The organism is Streptomyces sp. NBC_01506, from assembly GCF_045040295.1.
Lineage (GTDB): Bacteria > Actinomycetota > Actinomycetes > Streptomycetales > Streptomycetaceae > Streptomyces.
The window spans coordinates 2,020,410-2,037,532 of sequence record NZ_CP109422.1; the positions used below are offsets into that span (position 1 = coordinate 2,020,410).

The window sequence follows — 17,123 nt, forward strand, 5'->3', positions numbered from 1 at the left end:
GCGCGTGGTGACTCTCAGAGCGTGATCACCAGCTTGCCGGTGACCCGGCCCGAGTCGGCGGCACGGTGGGCGGCTGCCACATCTGCCAGGGGGAAGGTCCGTTCGACGTGCGGGCTGAGGTGCCCCTGACGTACAAGAGCCGTGATCTTCTCCAGTTCGGCTCCGGTGGCGCGCAGCGTCACCCACTTGTAGCGAATCCCGCGCTTCTCGGCCTCGCTCTCGTCCAGGCCCGGATCGAGCGCCGCACTCAGCAGCAGTCCCCCGGGCCGCAGTGAATCGAGCGACCGGGGACCGTAGGCGCCGCCCACCAGGTCGAACACCACGTCCACCGCGGAGGCGGCCCGGGTGAAGTCCGTCGTTGTGTAGTCGATGACCTCGTCGGCGCCGAGGTCACGCAGGAACGCGTGCTTGGCCGCGCGAGCCGTCACGAGTACGAACGCCCCGCGTTCCTTGGCCAGTTGGACAGCGAGATGACCGACTCCGCCCGCCCCCGCGTGGATCAGGACGCGCTGCCCCGGCGCGCAGCCCGCCTCCGCCACCGCGGCGAGAGCGGTGAGGCCGGCCACCGGAAGCGCGGCGGCCCGGACGTGGTCCAGCTCGCCGGGCTTCGGCGCCAGGGCGGTCTCGGGGACGGCGACGTACTCCGCGTAGGTACCGATGAAATGGACGCCGTACACCTCGTCGCCCGGCCGGAAGCGGGTGGCACCCTGACCGGTGGATTCCACGGTCCCGGACAGGTCGGAGCCCAGGGTGAACGGCAGCGGACCCGCCTTCGCCACGCCGGTGCGGAGCTTGGTCTCGCCGAAGTTCACCGAGGCCGCCCGCACCCGGACAAGCACCTCGCCGGGACCCGGCTCCGGCCGGTCCACCTCGATGATCCGCAGCACCTCGGGACCACCGTATTCATACTGAATCGCCTTGCGCATCGGCACTCCACCCCTTCACGGATCGACCGGCTGTTCCGGTCAACAATTTTTTACACCATGGCTGACGAGGAGTCAGCCGGGCGAAGTTAGGGAGGCCATAGGGGGTGGCCCAGGGGGCTTTCCGGGCCCGGCCGAAGCCAGACTGTGAAGCACGCCGAGGGCTGTCCCGTAATACCTGGTAGATCAGCGCGCGGCTTCAGATGCGGTGCATCACAAGACAGGGGACGTCCACATACTTGATGTATTCGGGGGTTCCGACAACACGGAGAGATGCCGTAACTGTCGTCGTGCGCCCACCAGGTATAACGGGACAGCCCTTAGGTGACGAACGTCTGACCGAATCGCACGCGGCGCCGGTCAGCATTTCCGAAGGGAATTCCAAGATGTCCGGTGACGAAAAGCTGCGTGAGTATCTCAAACGCGCGCTTGTCGATCTGCGCCACAGCCGCAATCAGCTCACCGAGCTGGAGTCGGAGAAGCACGAGCCGATCGCGATTGTGGGGATGGGGTGCCGGCTGCCGGGTGGTGTGGAGTCGCCGGATGATCTGTGGCGGCTGGTGGCGGAGGGCCGGGACGCGGTTTCGGGGTTCCCCGAGGACCGGGGCTGGGACCTGGAGGCGCTTTACGACCCCGACCCCGACCATTCCGGCACCAGTTACACGCGCGAGGGCGGATTCCTGCACGGGGCGGGCGGTTTCGACGCCGAGTTCTTCGGCATCTCACCGCGCGAGGCACTGGCGATGAACCCGCAGCAACGCCTGCTCCTCGAAGTCTCCTGGGAGACCTTCGAACGCACCGGCCTCGACCCCACGGCCTTGGCCGGAAAGGACATCGGCGTCTTCGCCGGGGTGATGTACCACGATTACGCACCGGTGATGGAGCAGGTCCCGCCCGATATGGAGGGGTTCCTCGGCATAGGCAATTCGGGGAGCGCGACCACCGGCCGGATCGCGTACACCTACGGTCTTGAGGGCCCTGCGGTGACGGTCGAGACGGCGTGTTCGTCGTCGTTGGTGGCGATCCATCTCGCGGTCCAGGCCCTGCGTTCCGGCGAATGCTCCATGGCCCTCGCAGGCGGCGTCGCCATCATGGCCACCCCCGCCACCTTCATCGAATTCTCCCGACAACGCGGCCTCGCACCCAACGGACGCTGCAAACCCTACGCCGCCGCAGCCGACGGAACCGGCTGGTCAGAAGGCGCCGGACTCATCCTCCTCGAACGCCTCAGCGACGCCCGACACCACCAACACCCCATCCACGCCATCATCCGCGGCACCGCCGTCAACCAGGACGGCGCCTCCAACGGACTCACCGCACCCAACGGACCCGCCCAACAACGCGTCATCAACCAAGCACTCACCAACGCCCAACTCACCCCCCACGACATCGACGCAATCGAAGGACACGGCACCGGCACCACCCTCGGCGACCCCATCGAAGCCCAAGCACTCATCAACACCTACGGCCCCCACCACACCACCCACCCCCTCTACCTCGGCTCCCTCAAATCCAACATCGGCCACACCCAAGCCGCCGCAGGCGTCGCCGGCCTCATCAAAATGGTCGAAGCCATCCGCCACAACCACCTCCCCCAAACCCTCCACATCGACCAACCCACCCCCCAAATCAACTGGACCAACAGCAACATCCAACTCCTCCAACAACCCCAACCCTGGCCCACCACCAACCACCCCCGCCGCGCCGCCATCTCCTCCTTCGGCGTCAGCGGCACCAACGCCCACATCATCATCGAACAACCCCCCACCACAAACACAGAAACCAACACCGACAACCCAGACACCAACAGCACCGACAGCACTGACAGCACTGACAGCACTGACAGCACTGACAACAACAGCGGCACCGACAGCGGCAGCATTCCCCTCTTCACTCCCGACGCCCCCCTCCTGCTCCCCCTCTCCGCCAAAACACCCACCGCCCTACGCGCCACCGCCCAACGCCTCGCCGACCACCTCACCCAACACCCCAACCTCAACCTCACCCACCTCCAACACACCCTCACCCGCCGCACCCACCACCCCCACCGCGCCACCCTCATCACCACCGACCACACCACCACCCACACCGCACTCAACGCCCTCACCACCAACACCCCCCACCCCCACCTCATCACCGGCCACGCCACCACCACCGGCAAAACCACCCTCGTCTTCCCCGGCCAAGGCACCCAATGGAACGGCATGGGCGCCCAACTCCTCGACACCAGCCCCACCTTCGCCCACCACATCAACACCATCGCCCAAGCCCTCGCCCCCTACACCGACTGGAACCTCACCGACGTCATCCGCCAACACCCCAACGCACCCACACTCGACCGCGTCGACGTCGTCCAACCCACCACCTTCGCCCTCATGACCGCCCTCGCCCACCTCTGGCACACCCAAGGCATCACCCCCCACACCGTCATCGGCCACTCCCAAGGCGAAATCGCCGCCGCCCACATCGCCGGCGCCCTCACCCTCCAAGACGCCGCCAAAATCATCACCCTCCGCAGCCAAGCCATCGCCACCACCCTCGCCGGCCACGGCGCCATGCTCGCCCTCACCCTCCCCCACCACGACACCACCCAACTCATCAAACCCTGGACCCCCCACGCCCAAATCGCCGCCCACAACGGACCCACCTCCACCGTCATCGCCGGCAACCCCACCACCCTCCAAGAAATCAAAAACCACTGCACCACCCACCACATACAAACCCGCACCATCCCCGTCAACTACGCCTCACACACCACCCACGTCGAACAAATCAAAAACCAAATCACCACCCTCCTCGCCGACATCAAACCCACCCAAGCCCACACCCCCTACTACTCCACCCTCGAACAGCAATACATCACCGACACCACCACACTCACCGCCCAATACTGGTACCGCAACCTCCGCCACCCCGTCCAATTCCACAACTCCATCAACAACCTCATCAAACAAAACCACCGCATATTCATCGAAACCAGCCCCCACCCCGTCCTCACCCCCAGCATCCAACAAAACCTCGACACCACCAACCAACCCACCCTCACCACCCCCACCCTCACCCGACACCACGACACCCCCCACCAACTCCTCACCGCCACCGCCACCCTCCACACCCACACCACCAACCACCCACCCACACCCACCCCCACCCCAACACCCCACACCAACACCCCCACCTACCCCTTCCAACACAAAAACTACTGGCTGGAGCCGAAGCGGACCGGCGCCGCCGGGCTGACCGGTGCGGGCATCGACCCGGCCGATCACCCGATGCTCGGCACCTTCGTGGACCTGCCGGATGACGGCGGAACGGTCGCCGCCGGGCGGTTGTCCACGCGGACACAGCCCTGGCTCGCCGACCATTCGGTGTCGGGGCAGGTGCTGGTCCCGGGCAGCGGCATCGTGGAGCTGGCCATCAGGGCGGGCGACGAGGTGGGCGCGAGTGTCCTGGAGGAGCTGATCATCGAAGTGCCGCTGACGCTCGACCCCGGCATCGCACGGCGGGTGCGGGTGGTGGTCGGGGAAGCGGACGGCGAGGGACGGCGGGCGGTCGGTGTGCACTCCGGTCCGGCCGGGTCCGACGGTTCACCCGTCCTCTGGACGCGTCACGCGGCCGGAGTGCTCGGCACCGAGGGTGTCACCGACGACGACGCGTTCGACGCCGATCTCTCGGTCTGGCCGCCGGTCGGGGCGCTCCCGGTGGACCTCGGTGACTTCTACGACCGCAAAGCCCGCGAGGGATACGGGTACGGTCCCGCCTTCCAGGGGCTGCGCGCGGTATGGACCCGCGACGACGAGGTCTTCGCCGAGGTGCGGCTGCCGGAGGAACTGACGGAGCAGGCCGAGCTGTTCGGTCTGCATCCGGCCCTGCTGGACGCCGCGCTGCAAGCCTGCGGCTTCTGCGCCCAGGAGGAGACCGAGGGCGCGGTGCGGCTGCCTTTCGCCTGGAACGACGTGGCCCTGCACGCCTCCGGTGCCTCCTCGCTCCGGGTCCATGTGACGCGCCTCGGCGAGGACAAGGTCGCGCTGGCCCTCGCCGACGAGTCGGGGGCGCCGGTGGCCACCGTGGGCATCCTCAACTTCCGGGCCTCTCGCGAGCCCTCGGCGCCGGGAGCGCCGGATGCCCTGTTCGCCACCGAGTGGCTGCCTGCGGCGGAACCCGCCGACGACGGGATGTCTCCCACCGAGACCGAGGTACTGGACACCTCGGCGTGGGCGGCGGACCGGACGGACCAGCCCGAACGGGTCCGCGACCTCACCGGACGGTTGCTCGGAGAGCTGCGTGACTGGGACGACCGCGCGAGGTCGGAGTCCTCGCGCCTGGTGGTCGTCACCCGTGGAGCCGTGTCGGCGGGTGCCGCCGAGCCGGTCGACCCGGCGGCCTCGGCGCTGTGGGGACTGCTGCGTACCGCCCAGGCGGAGCACCCCGGGCGCATCGTCGTGATCGACACCGACGACGACCTCCCGGCGAAACGACTTGTGTCCCTGCCCGCTCTCGGTGAGGCCCAGCTAGCTCAGCGCGGCCCGCTGCTCTCGGTACCCCGGCTGACCCGATGGCGGCCCGGGGCGGTGGACGAACCCGTAGCGACGCTGGACCCGGCCGGCTCGGTCCTGGTCACCGGGGGTACCGGGACGCTGGGGGCCCTGGTGGCCCGGCACTTGGTGAGCCACCACGGCGTACGGCATCTGATCCTGGTCAGCCGGCGCGGCCCGGCGGCCGACGGCGCACCGGAACTGGCGGCGGGCCTCACCGCGTTGGGCGCCGACGTAACGGTGGCCGCCTGCGACGTGTCCGATCCCGGCGCGCTGGCGAAGCTGCTGGCCGGCATCCCCGCCGAACATCCCCTGACCGCCGTGGTGCACACCGCTGGGGTCCTGGACGACGGGATGCTCGGCGATCTGACCCCTGAGCGGTTCGACACCGTACTGCGGCCGAAGGCGGACGCGGCCTGGCATCTGCACACCCAGACGGAGCACCTGGGGCTCGCCGCCTTCGTCCTCTTCTCGTCCGCCGCCGGAGTGCTCGGCAGCCCCGGCCAGGCCAACTACGCCGCGGCCAACGGATTTCTCGACGGACTGGCCGAGTTCCGGGCCGCCCGTGGGCTGCCCGCCGTCTCACTGGCCTGGGGGCTGTGGTCGGAGGCGTCCGGCCTGACGACACATCTGGGTGACACCGACCGGGGCAGGCTGTCCCGGCGAGGCGCGATCGCCCTCGGCTCGGACGAGGGGCTTTCCCTGTTCGACGCCGGTCTGTACTCGCCCGTCGCGCTCCTGACACCGGCCCGGCTCGACTTCGCCTCGCTGGGCGCCCAGGCCGCCGACGGGACACTGTCACCGCTGCTGCGCGGCCTCGTACGGCAACCGAGGCGGACGGCCGGGCGGGGCGGTCCCGCCGGTACCTCGCTGGGCGACCGGCTGACCGCGCTCGGGGAGCCCGACCGGCATGCGCTGCTGCTCCAAGTGGTCAGCGACCAGGTGTCGGACGTGCTGGGGCTTCCGCCGGAGGAGACAGTCGATCCGGACCAGGCGTTCAAGGAGATCGGCTTCGACTCGATGCTCGCCGTGGAACTGCGCAACCGGCTGGCGCGCGGCACCGGTATCCGGCTGCCCGTCACCTTGGTGTTCGACTACCCGACCCCGGCGGTCCTGGCCGGGGAACTGCGCCGCGCGCTGCTGCCGGACATCCCCGCCGAGGAGGAGACCCCGGCCGAGGTGGTGGCCGACGACACGAGCCGGGCGCTGGAACTCATCGCGGCCATGGACGTCGACGACCTGGTCGCGCGGGCGATCGGCGCCCCGTCCACCGACGCGCACACCCCCGACATCCCCGGAGAGACATCATGACCACATCCGACACCCGGATCGTCGAAGCACTCCGTACCGCTCTGATGGAGAACGAGCGGCTGCGGTCCGAGAACGACCGCATGATCAGCGCGGCGTCCGAGCCGATCGCGATTGTGGGGATGGGGTGCCGGCTGCCGGGTGGTGTGGAGTCGCCGGATGACCTGTGGCGGCTGGTGGCGGAGGGCCGGGACGCGGTTTCGGGGTTCCCCGAGGACCGGGGCTGGGACCTGGAGGCGCTGTACGACCCCGACCCCGACCATTCCGGCACCAGTTACACGCGCGAGGGCGGATTCCTGCACGGGGCGGGTGGTTTCGACGCCGAGTTCTTCGGCATCTCACCGCGCGAGGCACTGGCGATGAACCCGCAGCAACGCCTGCTCCTCGAAGTCTCCTGGGAGACCTTCGAACGCACCGGCCTCGACCCCGCCAAGCTGCGCGGAAAAGACATCGGTGTCTTCACCGGCCTGATGTACCACGACTACGCGTCGCGGCTGCCCGAGATTCCCAAGGAGTTGGAAGCCTCACTGGGCGTGGGCAACAGCGGCAGCGTCGCCTCCGGCCGGATCTCGTACATGTTCGGCCTCGAAGGACCGGCCATCACCGTGGACACGGCGTGTTCGTCGTCGTTGGTGGCGATCCATCTCGCGGTCCAGGCCCTGCGTTCCGGCGAATGCTCCATGGCCCTCGCAGGCGGCGTCGCCATCATGGCCACCCCCGCCACCTTCATCGAATTCTCCCGACAACGCGGCCTCGCACCCAACGGACGCTGCAAACCCTACGCCGCCGCAGCCGACGGAACCGGCTGGTCAGAAGGCGCCGGACTCATCCTCCTCGAACGCCTCAGCGACGCCCGACACCACCAACACCCCATCCACGCCATCATCCGCGGCACCGCCGTCAACCAGGACGGCGCCTCCAACGGACTCACCGCACCCAACGGACCCGCCCAACAACGCGTCATCAACCAAGCACTCACCAACGCCCAACTCACCCCCCACGACATCGACGCAATCGAAGGACACGGCACCGGCACCACCCTCGGCGACCCCATCGAAGCCCAAGCACTCATCAACACCTACGGCCCCCACCACACCACCCACCCCCTCTACCTCGGCTCCCTCAAATCCAACATCGGCCACACCCAAGCCGCCGCAGGCGTCGCCGGCCTCATCAAAATGGTCGAAGCCATCCGCCACAACCACCTCCCCCAAACCCTCCACATCGACCAACCCACCCCCCAAATCAACTGGACCAACAGCAACATCCAACTCCTCCAACAACCCCAACCCTGGCCCACCACCAACCACCCCCGCCGCGCCGCCATCTCCTCCTTCGGCGTCAGCGGCACCAACGCCCACATCATCATCGAACAACCCCCCACCACAAACACAGAAACCAACACCACTAGCGGCACTGACAGCACTGACAGCACTGACAACAACAGCGGCACCGACACCGACACCGGCAGCATTCCCCTCTTCACTCCCGACGCCCCCCTCCTGCTCCCCCTCTCCGCCAAAACACCCACCGCCCTACGCGCCACCGCCCAACGCCTCGCCGACCACCTCACCCAACACCCCAACCTCAACCTCACCCACCTCCAACACACCCTCACCCGCCGCACCCACCACCCCCACCGCGCCACCCTCATCACCACCGACCACACCACCACCCACACCGCACTCAACGCCCTCACCACCAACACCCCCCACCCCCACCTCATCACCGGCCACGCCACCACCACCGGCAAAACCACCCTCGTCTTCCCCGGCCAAGGCACCCAATGGAACGGCATGGGCGCCCAACTCCTCGACACCAGCCCCACCTTCGCCCACCACATCAACACCATCGCCCAAGCCCTCGCCCCCTACACCGACTGGAACCTCACCGACGTCATCCGCCAACACCCCAACGCACCCACACTCGACCGCGTCGACGTCGTCCAACCCACCACCTTCGCCCTCATGACCGCCCTCGCCCACCTCTGGCACACCCAAGGCATCACCCCCCACACCGTCATCGGCCACTCCCAAGGCGAAATCGCCGCCGCCCACATCGCCGGCGCCCTCACCCTCCAAGACGCCGCCAAAATCATCACCCTCCGCAGCCAAGCCATCGCCACCACCCTCGCCGGCCACGGCGCCATGCTCGCCCTCACCCTCCCCCACCACGACACCACCCAACTCATCAAACCCTGGACCCCCCACGCCCAAATCGCCGCCCACAACGGACCCACCTCCACCGTCATCGCCGGCAACCCCACCACCCTCCAAGAAATCAAAAACCACTGCACCACCCACCACATACAAACCCGCACCATCCCCGTCAACTACGCCTCACACACCACCCACGTCGAACAAATCAAAAACCAAATCACCACCCTCCTCGCCGACATCAAACCCACCCAAGCCCACACCCCCTACTACTCCACCCTCGAACAGCAATACATCACCGACACCACCACACTCACCGCCCAATACTGGTACCGCAACCTCCGCCACCCCGTCCAATTCCACAACTCCATCAACAACCTCATCAAACAAAACCACCGCATATTCATCGAAACCAGCCCCCACCCCGTCCTCACCCCCAGCATCCAACAAAACCTCGACACCAACACCAACCAACCCACCCTCACCACCCCCACCCTCACCCGACACCACGACACCCCCCACCAACTCCTCACCGCCACCGCCACCCTCCACACCCACACCACCAACCACCCACCCACACCCACCCCCACCCCAACACCCCACACCAACACCCCCACCTACCCCTTCCAACACAAAAACTACTGGCTACAGGCCCAGAACCCTCGGTCGGGCGGCCGGATCTCCCTGCCGGAATCGGAAACGGAGCACGAGATGCCGCTCGGAGAACAGCTCGGAAAGCGGCTCGCCGAACTCTCGGCGGACGACCAGCTCAAGGAGCTCGTGACGCTGGTCCGCAGGACGGCGGCCAGCGCACTCGGACAGGACGGCGAGCAATTCCCGGCCGACGCGGCCTTCTTCGAGGAAGGCTTCAACTCGCTCAGCGCGGTCGAGATGCGCAACCGTGTCGCCGAAGCGACCGGCCTGCGCCTTCCGGTCACCCTGCTCTTCGACCACGCCACCCCCGTCATGCTCGCGGAGCACCTTCAGGACACCCTCTTCAGCACTAGGAGCGCCTGACATGTTCGATGTCGCCACCTACCTCGACCGCATCGGCCACGACGGCGGGACCGAGGCAACACCGGAGACGCTGCGGCGTCTGCAGAAGCAGCACCTGATGGCCCTCCCCTTCGACAACTCGGCGCGCACCGGACAGGGGACCGCGTCGCTGGCCGATGTCGACCTGGATCTGGACGCCGCCTTCGGCCCGGTGGTGGTCGAAGGGCGTGGCGGTGTCTGCTTCGAACTCAACGGACTCTTCCGCCGGTTGCTGCTGGGCCTCGGGTACACCGTCGACCACCTGTCGGCAGGTGTGCGCGGTCCGGGCGGAACGTTCGGCCCGGATCTTGAGCACATGTTCCTGGGTGTGCGCCTGGACGGCGACCTGTGGCTGACCGACGTGGGCTTCGCCGGTCCCGGTTTCCTCGAACCGCTGCGGGTCGGTCCGGAAGTGGCGCATCAGTACGGCGTCGACTACCGGGTGACCGGGAGCGAGGGGTATCTGGTGGTCGAGCGCCGGGTGAAGGCCGGTGAGTGGCAGGCGGTCTACCGTCTGAAGGACCGCCCCCGCGCGCTCGCCGAGTGGGCCGCCCCGGCCACGCCGCCGGGCGAGGACGCCTGGAACTGGGAGGGCGAACTCGTAGCCGCGGACACCGTCATCCGGTCCCGGTCCTTCGAGACCGGGCAGCGGGTGCTGGTGGGCCGGCGGCTGCTCACCGTCGACTCCGGCGTCGAGACGGTGAAGGTCCTGGTGGCCCCGGACGCGTACGACTCCGCGACGGCGCAGATCCTCGGACGGGCGGAGTGACACCGGTCGACGGCGCGGTGATACCGCCCGCCATCAGGACACAGGTGCTGATCGTCGGTTACGGGCCGGTCGGCCAGCTCCTGTCGGTGCTGCTCGCCCAGGGCGGCACCGAGGTCACCGTCCTGGAACGGTGGCCCCGGCCGTACCCCCTGCCGAGGGCGGTGGCCTTCGACGGCGAGTCGGCGCGCATCCTGGCCGCGGCGGGGCTGGGCGAGCGGGTCGGCGCGTTCGGCGAACCCTCGGGCGACTACCGCTGGCTGGACGCGGACGGCGAGGAGTTGATGCATTACGAGGCGTACGGTCCCGGGCTGTCCGGCTGGCCGGACTCGACCTCGATGTATCAGCCCGGCCTCGAGGAAGCGCTGACCGCGCGCGGGGCCGAACTGCCCTCGCTGCGGGTGATCCGCGGGTACCGGGCGGTCGGCCTCCGGTCCCCGGGCGGGGACGGCGCGACGACGGTGGAGGCGGCCGGTCAGGAGGGCGAGCGGCTTGCCGTGACGGCGGACTGGGTGGTCGGCTGTGACGGCGCGAACAGCTTCGTGCGCGCGAACATGGACGCGGACTTCGTGGATCTGGGCTTCCGTCACGACTGGCTCATCTGCGACATCGCACCCCGCACACCGCGCACGTACCGTCCGAACAATCTTCAGGTGTGCGACCCGGCCCGGCCGCGGACCGCGGTGTCGGCGGGGCCGGGGCACCGGCGCTGGGAGTTCATGAAGCTGGACTCCGAGACACCGGAGGACCTCGACAAGCCGGACACCGTCTGGCGGTTGCTGGGCGAGTGCGGAGTGCACCCGGAGGACGCGGTGCTGGAGCGGCACGCCGTCTACACCTTCGAGGCGCGGCACGCGCGGCACTGGCGGGCCGGGCGGCTGTTGCTGGCGGGTGACGCCGCGCATCTGATGCCGCCGTTCGCCGCCCAGGGCATGTCGTCGGGCTTCCGGGACGCCGCCAACCTGGCCTGGAAGCTGCGCCTGGTGCTGTCCGGCCGGGCGGACGAGGGACTGCTGGACACCTATACCGACGAGCGGCGGGAGCATGTGCGCCACGCCATCGGGATGTCGGTGAGCCTGGGCCGGATCATCTGCCAGACGGACCCGGAGACGGCCAGGGAGCAGGCCGAGCTGATGAAGGCGCTGCGCCGTCGCTCGCCGGGCACGGCCGGGCAGCCGTCCGCCGTGGCCGCCCTCAAGGACGGGTTCCTGCACCAGGGAGGAGCCGAGGCGGACACGGGCGGTGAGCTGACACCGCAGGGGCGGGTGAGCGCGGGTGCCCGGACGGGGCTGTTCGACGAGGTGGTCGGCACCGGTTTCGTCCTGCTGAGCGCGCGGGCGCCCGGTGATCTGCTGACCGCCGGGGACAACGCCCTGCTGGCGTCACTGGGTGTGCGGACGGTGTGGGTACGGCCGGCCGGTACGGTCTGTCCCGCCGGCACGGACATGGTGGCGGACACCGGGAACGTCTATCTGCCCTACCTGTCCGGCAAGGGCGCGGTGGCCGCGCTGGTGCGGCCGGATTTCTATCTCTACGGGGCGGCGTCCGACGGGCCCGCGCTCCGGGTGCTGCTGGAGGAGATGGCGGCGCGGCTGGCCGGCTGAGGGCTGGATCCCGAGCGGGCGGGGAGAAGGCGGGGAGGGGCGGCCCACACCGGGGCTCACCTCCCCGCCCTGCCTGTTCGCGGGACGGTCAGGAGCAGGAGTGGCTGTCGCGGTGGGCCGCGATGGTGCTCTGGTGCCGGGCGGCCCACTCGGTGAGTCCGGAGAGCGAGTCGTACAGCTCCGCGGCGACGTCGGTCGCGGTGTATTCGACGCGAGGCGGGGCGGTGGGGTACACCACCCGGTCCAGCAGGCCGTCACGTTCGAGGTTGCGCAGGGTGAGGGTGAGCATCCGCCTGCTGATGCCCGGCAGCGCGCGTTCCAGCTCGGTGAAGCGGACCGGGCCCTTCATGGTGAGCAGAAGAATGCCGATGCTCCACTTGCTGCTGACGCGGTTGAGGACATCGAGGACCGTGCATGCCTCGCTGCGGGGACTGGTCACGTCCATGACGACTGTCATTCGCTGGCTCTCCATGTCATTCGCACATCGTTACATTTCTGCACCACAGTTACATCAACGCACCCGAAGTCGCATCCACCGAGGGCGTGTTCACGCCATCGGCGCGCGGCCGGGCACAGCAGACGCACCGGACCCGTCAGGCGCACCGGACACAGCGGGCACAGCGGCGCGCCCCGGCCGGCCGGCGGACCCTCAAGGGTGTCGCCGGCCGGCCGGGGCGGTGCTCAGTCGTCCTCGGGCAGCACGTTCACTCCGGTGGCCCGGTCCCTGACGAGGATCGCTCCCATCGGGCAGAGTTCAGCCGCGTCGAGCAGTTCCGCGTCAGGCCCGCTTTCCCCGTGCAGCGGCCGGGACTTGCCGCGGGTGAGTCCGAAGCGGGCGGGGAAGACACTGGCGCAGACACCGGTTCCCAGGCAGGCCGACTGGTCCACCTCGACCGTCCAGCGGGTTTCGTCCACGCGGCCTCACCACCGCACGGGCAGTGCGCGTACGCCCCTGGCGACCGATTCGTTGCGCCAGGGCACCTCCGCCGCGGGGATCTCGAGTTCGAGTCCGGGCAGGCGGGTGACCAGCGCGGTGAGTGCCAACTGGAGTTCCATCCGGGCGAGCGGCGCGCCGATGCAGTGGTGCAGTCCGTGTCCGAAGGCGACGTGCGGGTTGGACTCCCGGTGGAAGTCGAGCTGGTCGGGGTGGGGAAAGACCTCCTCGTCGCGGTTGGCGGAGGCGTAGTTGATCATGACGGCCTCGCCGGCCTTGATGAGCTGACCGCTGAGTTGAACGTCCTCCAGAGCGATCCGGGTGTTGTCCGAGGCGGGTGCGAGCGGGGCGTACCGCAGCAGTTCCTCGACCGCCTTCGGGACCAGTGCGGGCGAGGCGACGAGCTCCTCCCAGCGCTCCCGGTTCTCCAGCAGGGCGAAGACATGGCTGCTGAGCTGGTTGGCCGTCGTCTTGTGGCCCGCCGCGAGCAGGGTGATGCCGAGCATCACGAGCTCGTCCTCGCTGAGCTTGTCGTCGTCGTCCCTGGCCTGGACGAGCGCGGAGAGGAGGTCGTCCTGGGGTTCCGCGCGCCGCTTGCCGAGCAGGTCGCTCATGTACGCCATGAGTTCGTCGAGGGCGGCGGTCACCTCTTCCAGCGGGCGCTCGTCCCCGGTGGTGAGCCAGACATCGACCAGTGCCCGGAAGGTCCCCTGGTCGGAGGCCGGGACACCGAGCAGTTCGCAGATGACGGTGATCGGCAGGGGCCAGGCGACGGTCTCCGCGAGGTCCGCGGGGGCGCCGGTGGCGATCAGGGTGTCCACGAGAGAGTCGACGATCTTCTGGACACCGGGCCGCATCCGCTCGATACGCCGGTTGGTGAACGCCTTGGTGACGAGTTTGCGCAGCCGGGTGTGTTCCGGCGGGTCGAGGGCCACGATGATGGGGTCCTCGAACGCCTGGCGTGAGCGCGGTACGTCCGCGCCGATCGTGGCGGCCCTGCTGAAGCGCGGGTCGGCCATGACCGTCCTGCTGTCCTCGTAGTTGGTGGCCAGCCAGGCTTCGCCTCCGTACGGCATCCGGACTCTGACCACCGGCTGCTCTTCGCGGTACCGGGCGTACTTGGGGTGCAGGTCGAGGCGCTGGTAGGGACCGAACGGGTAGGTCTCCACCTCTTTTTCGGGGGACGTCATCGCTGGGTACCTTTCTCAGAGCGGACGGCCGGGTGCGGCCGGCGTTTCGGCCGGGTCCGGGGACCGGTCGGCGGACGGGAGGGGGGCCGGGGCCGGTCTGGTCCCGCTCCGGCCCCAGCGGCGCATGACCGGCGACTCCACACAGGCGTGCAGGAGCCAGCCGAGGAGTACGCAGGCGGCCAGGAGGAGCAGCAGGAGTCCGGTGGCGACCGGGGTGCTGTAGGTCGCCCCGCCGAGCAGTTCGAGGCGCCCGTAGAAGATCGGGATCATCTGGCTCATGTACATGCCGAAGGAGATGGTGCCGAGCCAGACCAGGAACGGATGGCGGAGCACGCTGCGCTCACCGCGGGCGTCGTGGGCGGCGACGGCGCAGATGATGACCGCGATCGGCACGACCGTGGTCAGCGAGAAGTTGTACGGGGCGGGCACCTCGACCGCCGCCGCGTAACCGGCCACCGCCAGGACCGCGATCGGCCAGGCGCTGATCCGGGGCCAGAGTCCGGCCATGACGATGCGTGCCAGCAAGATGCCCAGCACGAATTCGAACAGGCGGGACGGCGGGAAGAGATAGCCGAACCACATCTTGGTCATCGGCATCGGAGCCAGCGCGAACGACTGTCCCGCCGGAATGACGTACTGCGCCAGCAGGGCGATCACGGCGACTCCCGCGACCGCGCCGCCCGCCCACAGCCAGAGCCTGCGGTCGGCGATGCGCAGCAGCGGGCGGATGATCAGCGGGAAGAGCAGATAGAAGAGAAGCTCCGAACAGAGCGACCAGGCCGGGACGTTGACGCTGTTGTTGGTGTCGGACCGGGGACTGAACGAGTGCAGCAGGAACAGGTTCGGCAGCCAGGCGTGCACCGGGGTGTACGCGGCGGCGAACAGGATCATGGTGAGCGCCCAGGTCACCAGGTGGTTGGGGAAGATCTTGAGCAGCCGTCGGCGCCAGAAGGCGGTGACGGTGTCCTTCTCGCGCCGGGACCATGTCAGTACGAAGCCGCTCAGGACGAAGAAGAACGACACCCCGACGAATCCGGCGGGTGCGAAGATTTTCGCCATGTTGTCCGCGATCGCCTGATCCCGGTACAAGTTGATGGGCACCGACATATCGAGCGGGTTATACAGAAGTGAGGCGTGGGCGAGGAAAACCAGGAGAGCCGCGAAGAACCGCAGTCCGGTCAGTGCGGGCAGGTCGCGTCTCGGTACGGGCAGGTCGCGTCCGGGTGCGGGCAGATCGCGTCCAGGATGCCCGGCCACGGAGGCCGTCTCCTTCTCGCTCATGGCGCAGTCTTGCCCAGAGAGGTCTTGATGGCCTCGACCGCGCCTTCCATCCCGGCGGCGAACTCCTCGGCCAGCTCGTCCGGTTTGAGGTCGACGAGCCAGGCCACGCGTGACCCGCCGGCCCCCTGGGCGGGCGGCAGGATCTGCATGACCGAGTGGTGATGTATCAGCGCCCAGGGGCCTTTGCGCACGCTGTAGGACATACGGCGCAGGGGGGCGTCGACGCTGACGATGAGTTCTTCGATGATGCCGTTCTCCGCCATGTCCACGCGGCGCACGTCGCCGTCCATGGTGACCGGGCCGAGGAAACCGATGAGCTGGTTCACCTTGCCGACTTCTTCCAAAGCGGCCCAGGCCACGTCCGGTTCGGCGGCCACTGCGAATTCCCGAATAATCGATGCCATGTATTCATAATGGGTGGCCCGTCAGAGACGAACCACCCCTCATGAACCCCTATGAACGACCCCCTTAATCAGTCGGCCGAAAGGGCGGCTGCCTTGATTCGCTCCAGAAAATCGACCTCTTCGTCGATGTCGGACGCGGCCATGTTCGCGAAGAAGATCTGATCGATCCCCGTCCCGCGCAGCGAGGCGAGGTCGTCGGCTATCTGCTCCGGTGAACCTCCGAGGAAGGGGCGGTCCTTGTCGATCGGCTTGTCCGACAGCGGCACGTTGGCGCGTCCGACGACCGTCAGGACATCCGGGTCCCGGCCCTCGTCCCTGGCCCCCTCACGGAAGAGCTGGGCGGCGCCGAGCAGGGATTCCCGGGACATCGCGATCGGGTTGAGCCCGTCGGCGATGCGTGCGGCGCGCCGTATGCCGGCCGGTGTCATCGCCCCGACCAGGACCGGGATGTCCCGTACCGGCTTGGGGTTGATCTCCGACGGGGGGATGCGGTGGAAGCGCCCCTGGTAGGACACCGGGTCGGGGCCCCAGCACGCCTTCATGGCCGCCACCACCTCGTCGAGGCCCGCGCCCATGCGGCTCATCGGGACGTTGGCGGTCTCGAACTCCGGCCGCATCCAGCCCTGTCCGACCCCGGCGACGACCCGGCCGCCGCTGAACTGGTCCAGGGTGGCGAACTGGCGGGCGAGCACCACCGGCGGGTGCAGCAGGGCCGCGATGATGCTGGTGCCGAGCTTGATACGGGTGGTCCGCGCGGCGACGTGGCTCAGCGTGACCAGCGGCTCGAACACGGTGGTGTACATGTCGGGAAGCAGCGCCGGCTCGCCGCCCCCGATGGGCTCGACCGGCTCCACGGGCCGCAGCAGCCGCTCGTACGTCCACACCGAGTCGTAGCCGAGCCGTTCGGCGGTGGTGGCGATCCGGCTGATGTTCTCCGGGGTCGCGAGCGCTCCGGAGGTCGGTAAGGCGTATCCCAGTTCCATTTGC

General features: G+C 68.6%; 11 protein-coding genes. 4 read left to right on the plus strand and 7 right to left on the minus strand.

What is annotated here, in order from left to right; genetic code table 11:
• Positions 1-14: 14 nt before the first annotated feature.
• Positions 15-926, minus strand: coding sequence for an NADP-dependent oxidoreductase (locus tag OG329_RS08455; protein ID WP_405793807.1), 912 nt, complete (start codon positions 924-926; stop codon positions 15-17).
• A gap of 362 nt (positions 927-1,288) precedes the next feature.
• Between OG329_RS08455 and OG329_RS08460 the strand changes: the two genes are divergently transcribed.
• Genes OG329_RS08460 through OG329_RS08475 form a run of 4 tightly spaced genes read left to right on the plus strand, consistent with a single transcriptional unit; the run spans position 1,289 to position 12,327 of the window.
• Positions 1,289-6,769, plus strand: coding sequence for a type I polyketide synthase (locus OG329_RS08460; RefSeq protein WP_405801711.1), 5,481 nt, complete (start codon positions 1,289-1,291; stop codon positions 6,767-6,769).
• On the plus strand, positions 6,766-9,939 hold the full coding sequence (locus OG329_RS08465; protein WP_405793808.1) for a type I polyketide synthase: 3,174 nt from the start codon (positions 6,766-6,768) through the stop codon (positions 9,937-9,939). Before OG329_RS08460 ends, OG329_RS08465 begins: the two co-directional genes overlap by 4 nt.
• Before the next feature lies 1 nt (position 9,940).
• A complete protein-coding gene (locus OG329_RS08470) occupies positions 9,941-10,726 on the plus strand; it encodes an arylamine N-acetyltransferase (RefSeq protein ID WP_405793810.1) in 786 nt (261 codons plus the stop codon).
• Positions 10,723-12,327 carry a bifunctional 3-(3-hydroxy-phenyl)propionate/3-hydroxycinnamic acid hydroxylase gene (locus OG329_RS08475; protein WP_405793812.1) on the plus strand — a complete coding sequence of 535 codons (1,605 nt, stop codon included), beginning with the start codon at positions 10,723-10,725 and terminating at the stop codon, positions 12,325-12,327. Before OG329_RS08470 ends, OG329_RS08475 begins: the two co-directional genes overlap by 4 nt.
• 88 nt (positions 12,328-12,415) lie before the next feature.
• Here the strand turns inward: OG329_RS08475 and OG329_RS08480 are convergent, their stop codons facing one another.
• The 6 genes from OG329_RS08480 to OG329_RS08505 all read right to left on the minus strand — a co-directional run bounded on the left by OG329_RS08480 (position 12,416) and on the right by OG329_RS08505 (position 17,119).
• Positions 12,416-12,784 carry a winged helix-turn-helix transcriptional regulator gene (locus tag OG329_RS08480; protein WP_405793814.1) on the minus strand — a complete coding sequence of 123 codons (369 nt, stop codon included), beginning with the start codon at positions 12,782-12,784 and terminating at the stop codon, positions 12,416-12,418.
• 224 nt (positions 12,785-13,008) lie between these two features.
• Positions 13,009-13,242: a ferredoxin gene (locus OG329_RS08485; RefSeq protein WP_405793816.1), complete on the minus strand. Its 234-nt coding sequence runs from the start codon at positions 13,240-13,242 to the stop codon at positions 13,009-13,011.
• Between the two features lie 6 nt (positions 13,243-13,248).
• The gene (locus OG329_RS08490; protein ID WP_405793818.1) at positions 13,249-14,451 is read right to left on the minus strand and encodes a cytochrome P450; all 1,203 of its coding nucleotides are present in this window, start codon (positions 14,449-14,451) and stop codon (positions 13,249-13,251) included.
• Between the two features lie 15 nt (positions 14,452-14,466).
• Positions 14,467-15,732, minus strand: coding sequence for an acyltransferase family protein (locus tag OG329_RS08495; protein WP_405793820.1), 1,266 nt, complete (start codon positions 15,730-15,732; stop codon positions 14,467-14,469).
• Positions 15,729-16,136 (minus strand): SRPBCC family protein, encoded by a 408-nt coding sequence (locus tag OG329_RS08500; RefSeq protein WP_405793822.1) that lies wholly within the window; start codon positions 16,134-16,136, stop codon positions 15,729-15,731. The genes OG329_RS08495 and OG329_RS08500 overlap by 4 nt, the downstream gene beginning before the upstream one ends.
• A 68-nt stretch (positions 16,137-16,204) precedes the next feature.
• Complete coding sequence (locus OG329_RS08505; protein ID WP_405793823.1) at positions 16,205-17,119, minus strand: TIGR03619 family F420-dependent LLM class oxidoreductase; 915 nt, start codon at positions 17,117-17,119, stop codon at positions 16,205-16,207.
• Positions 17,120-17,123 lie beyond the last annotated feature (4 nt).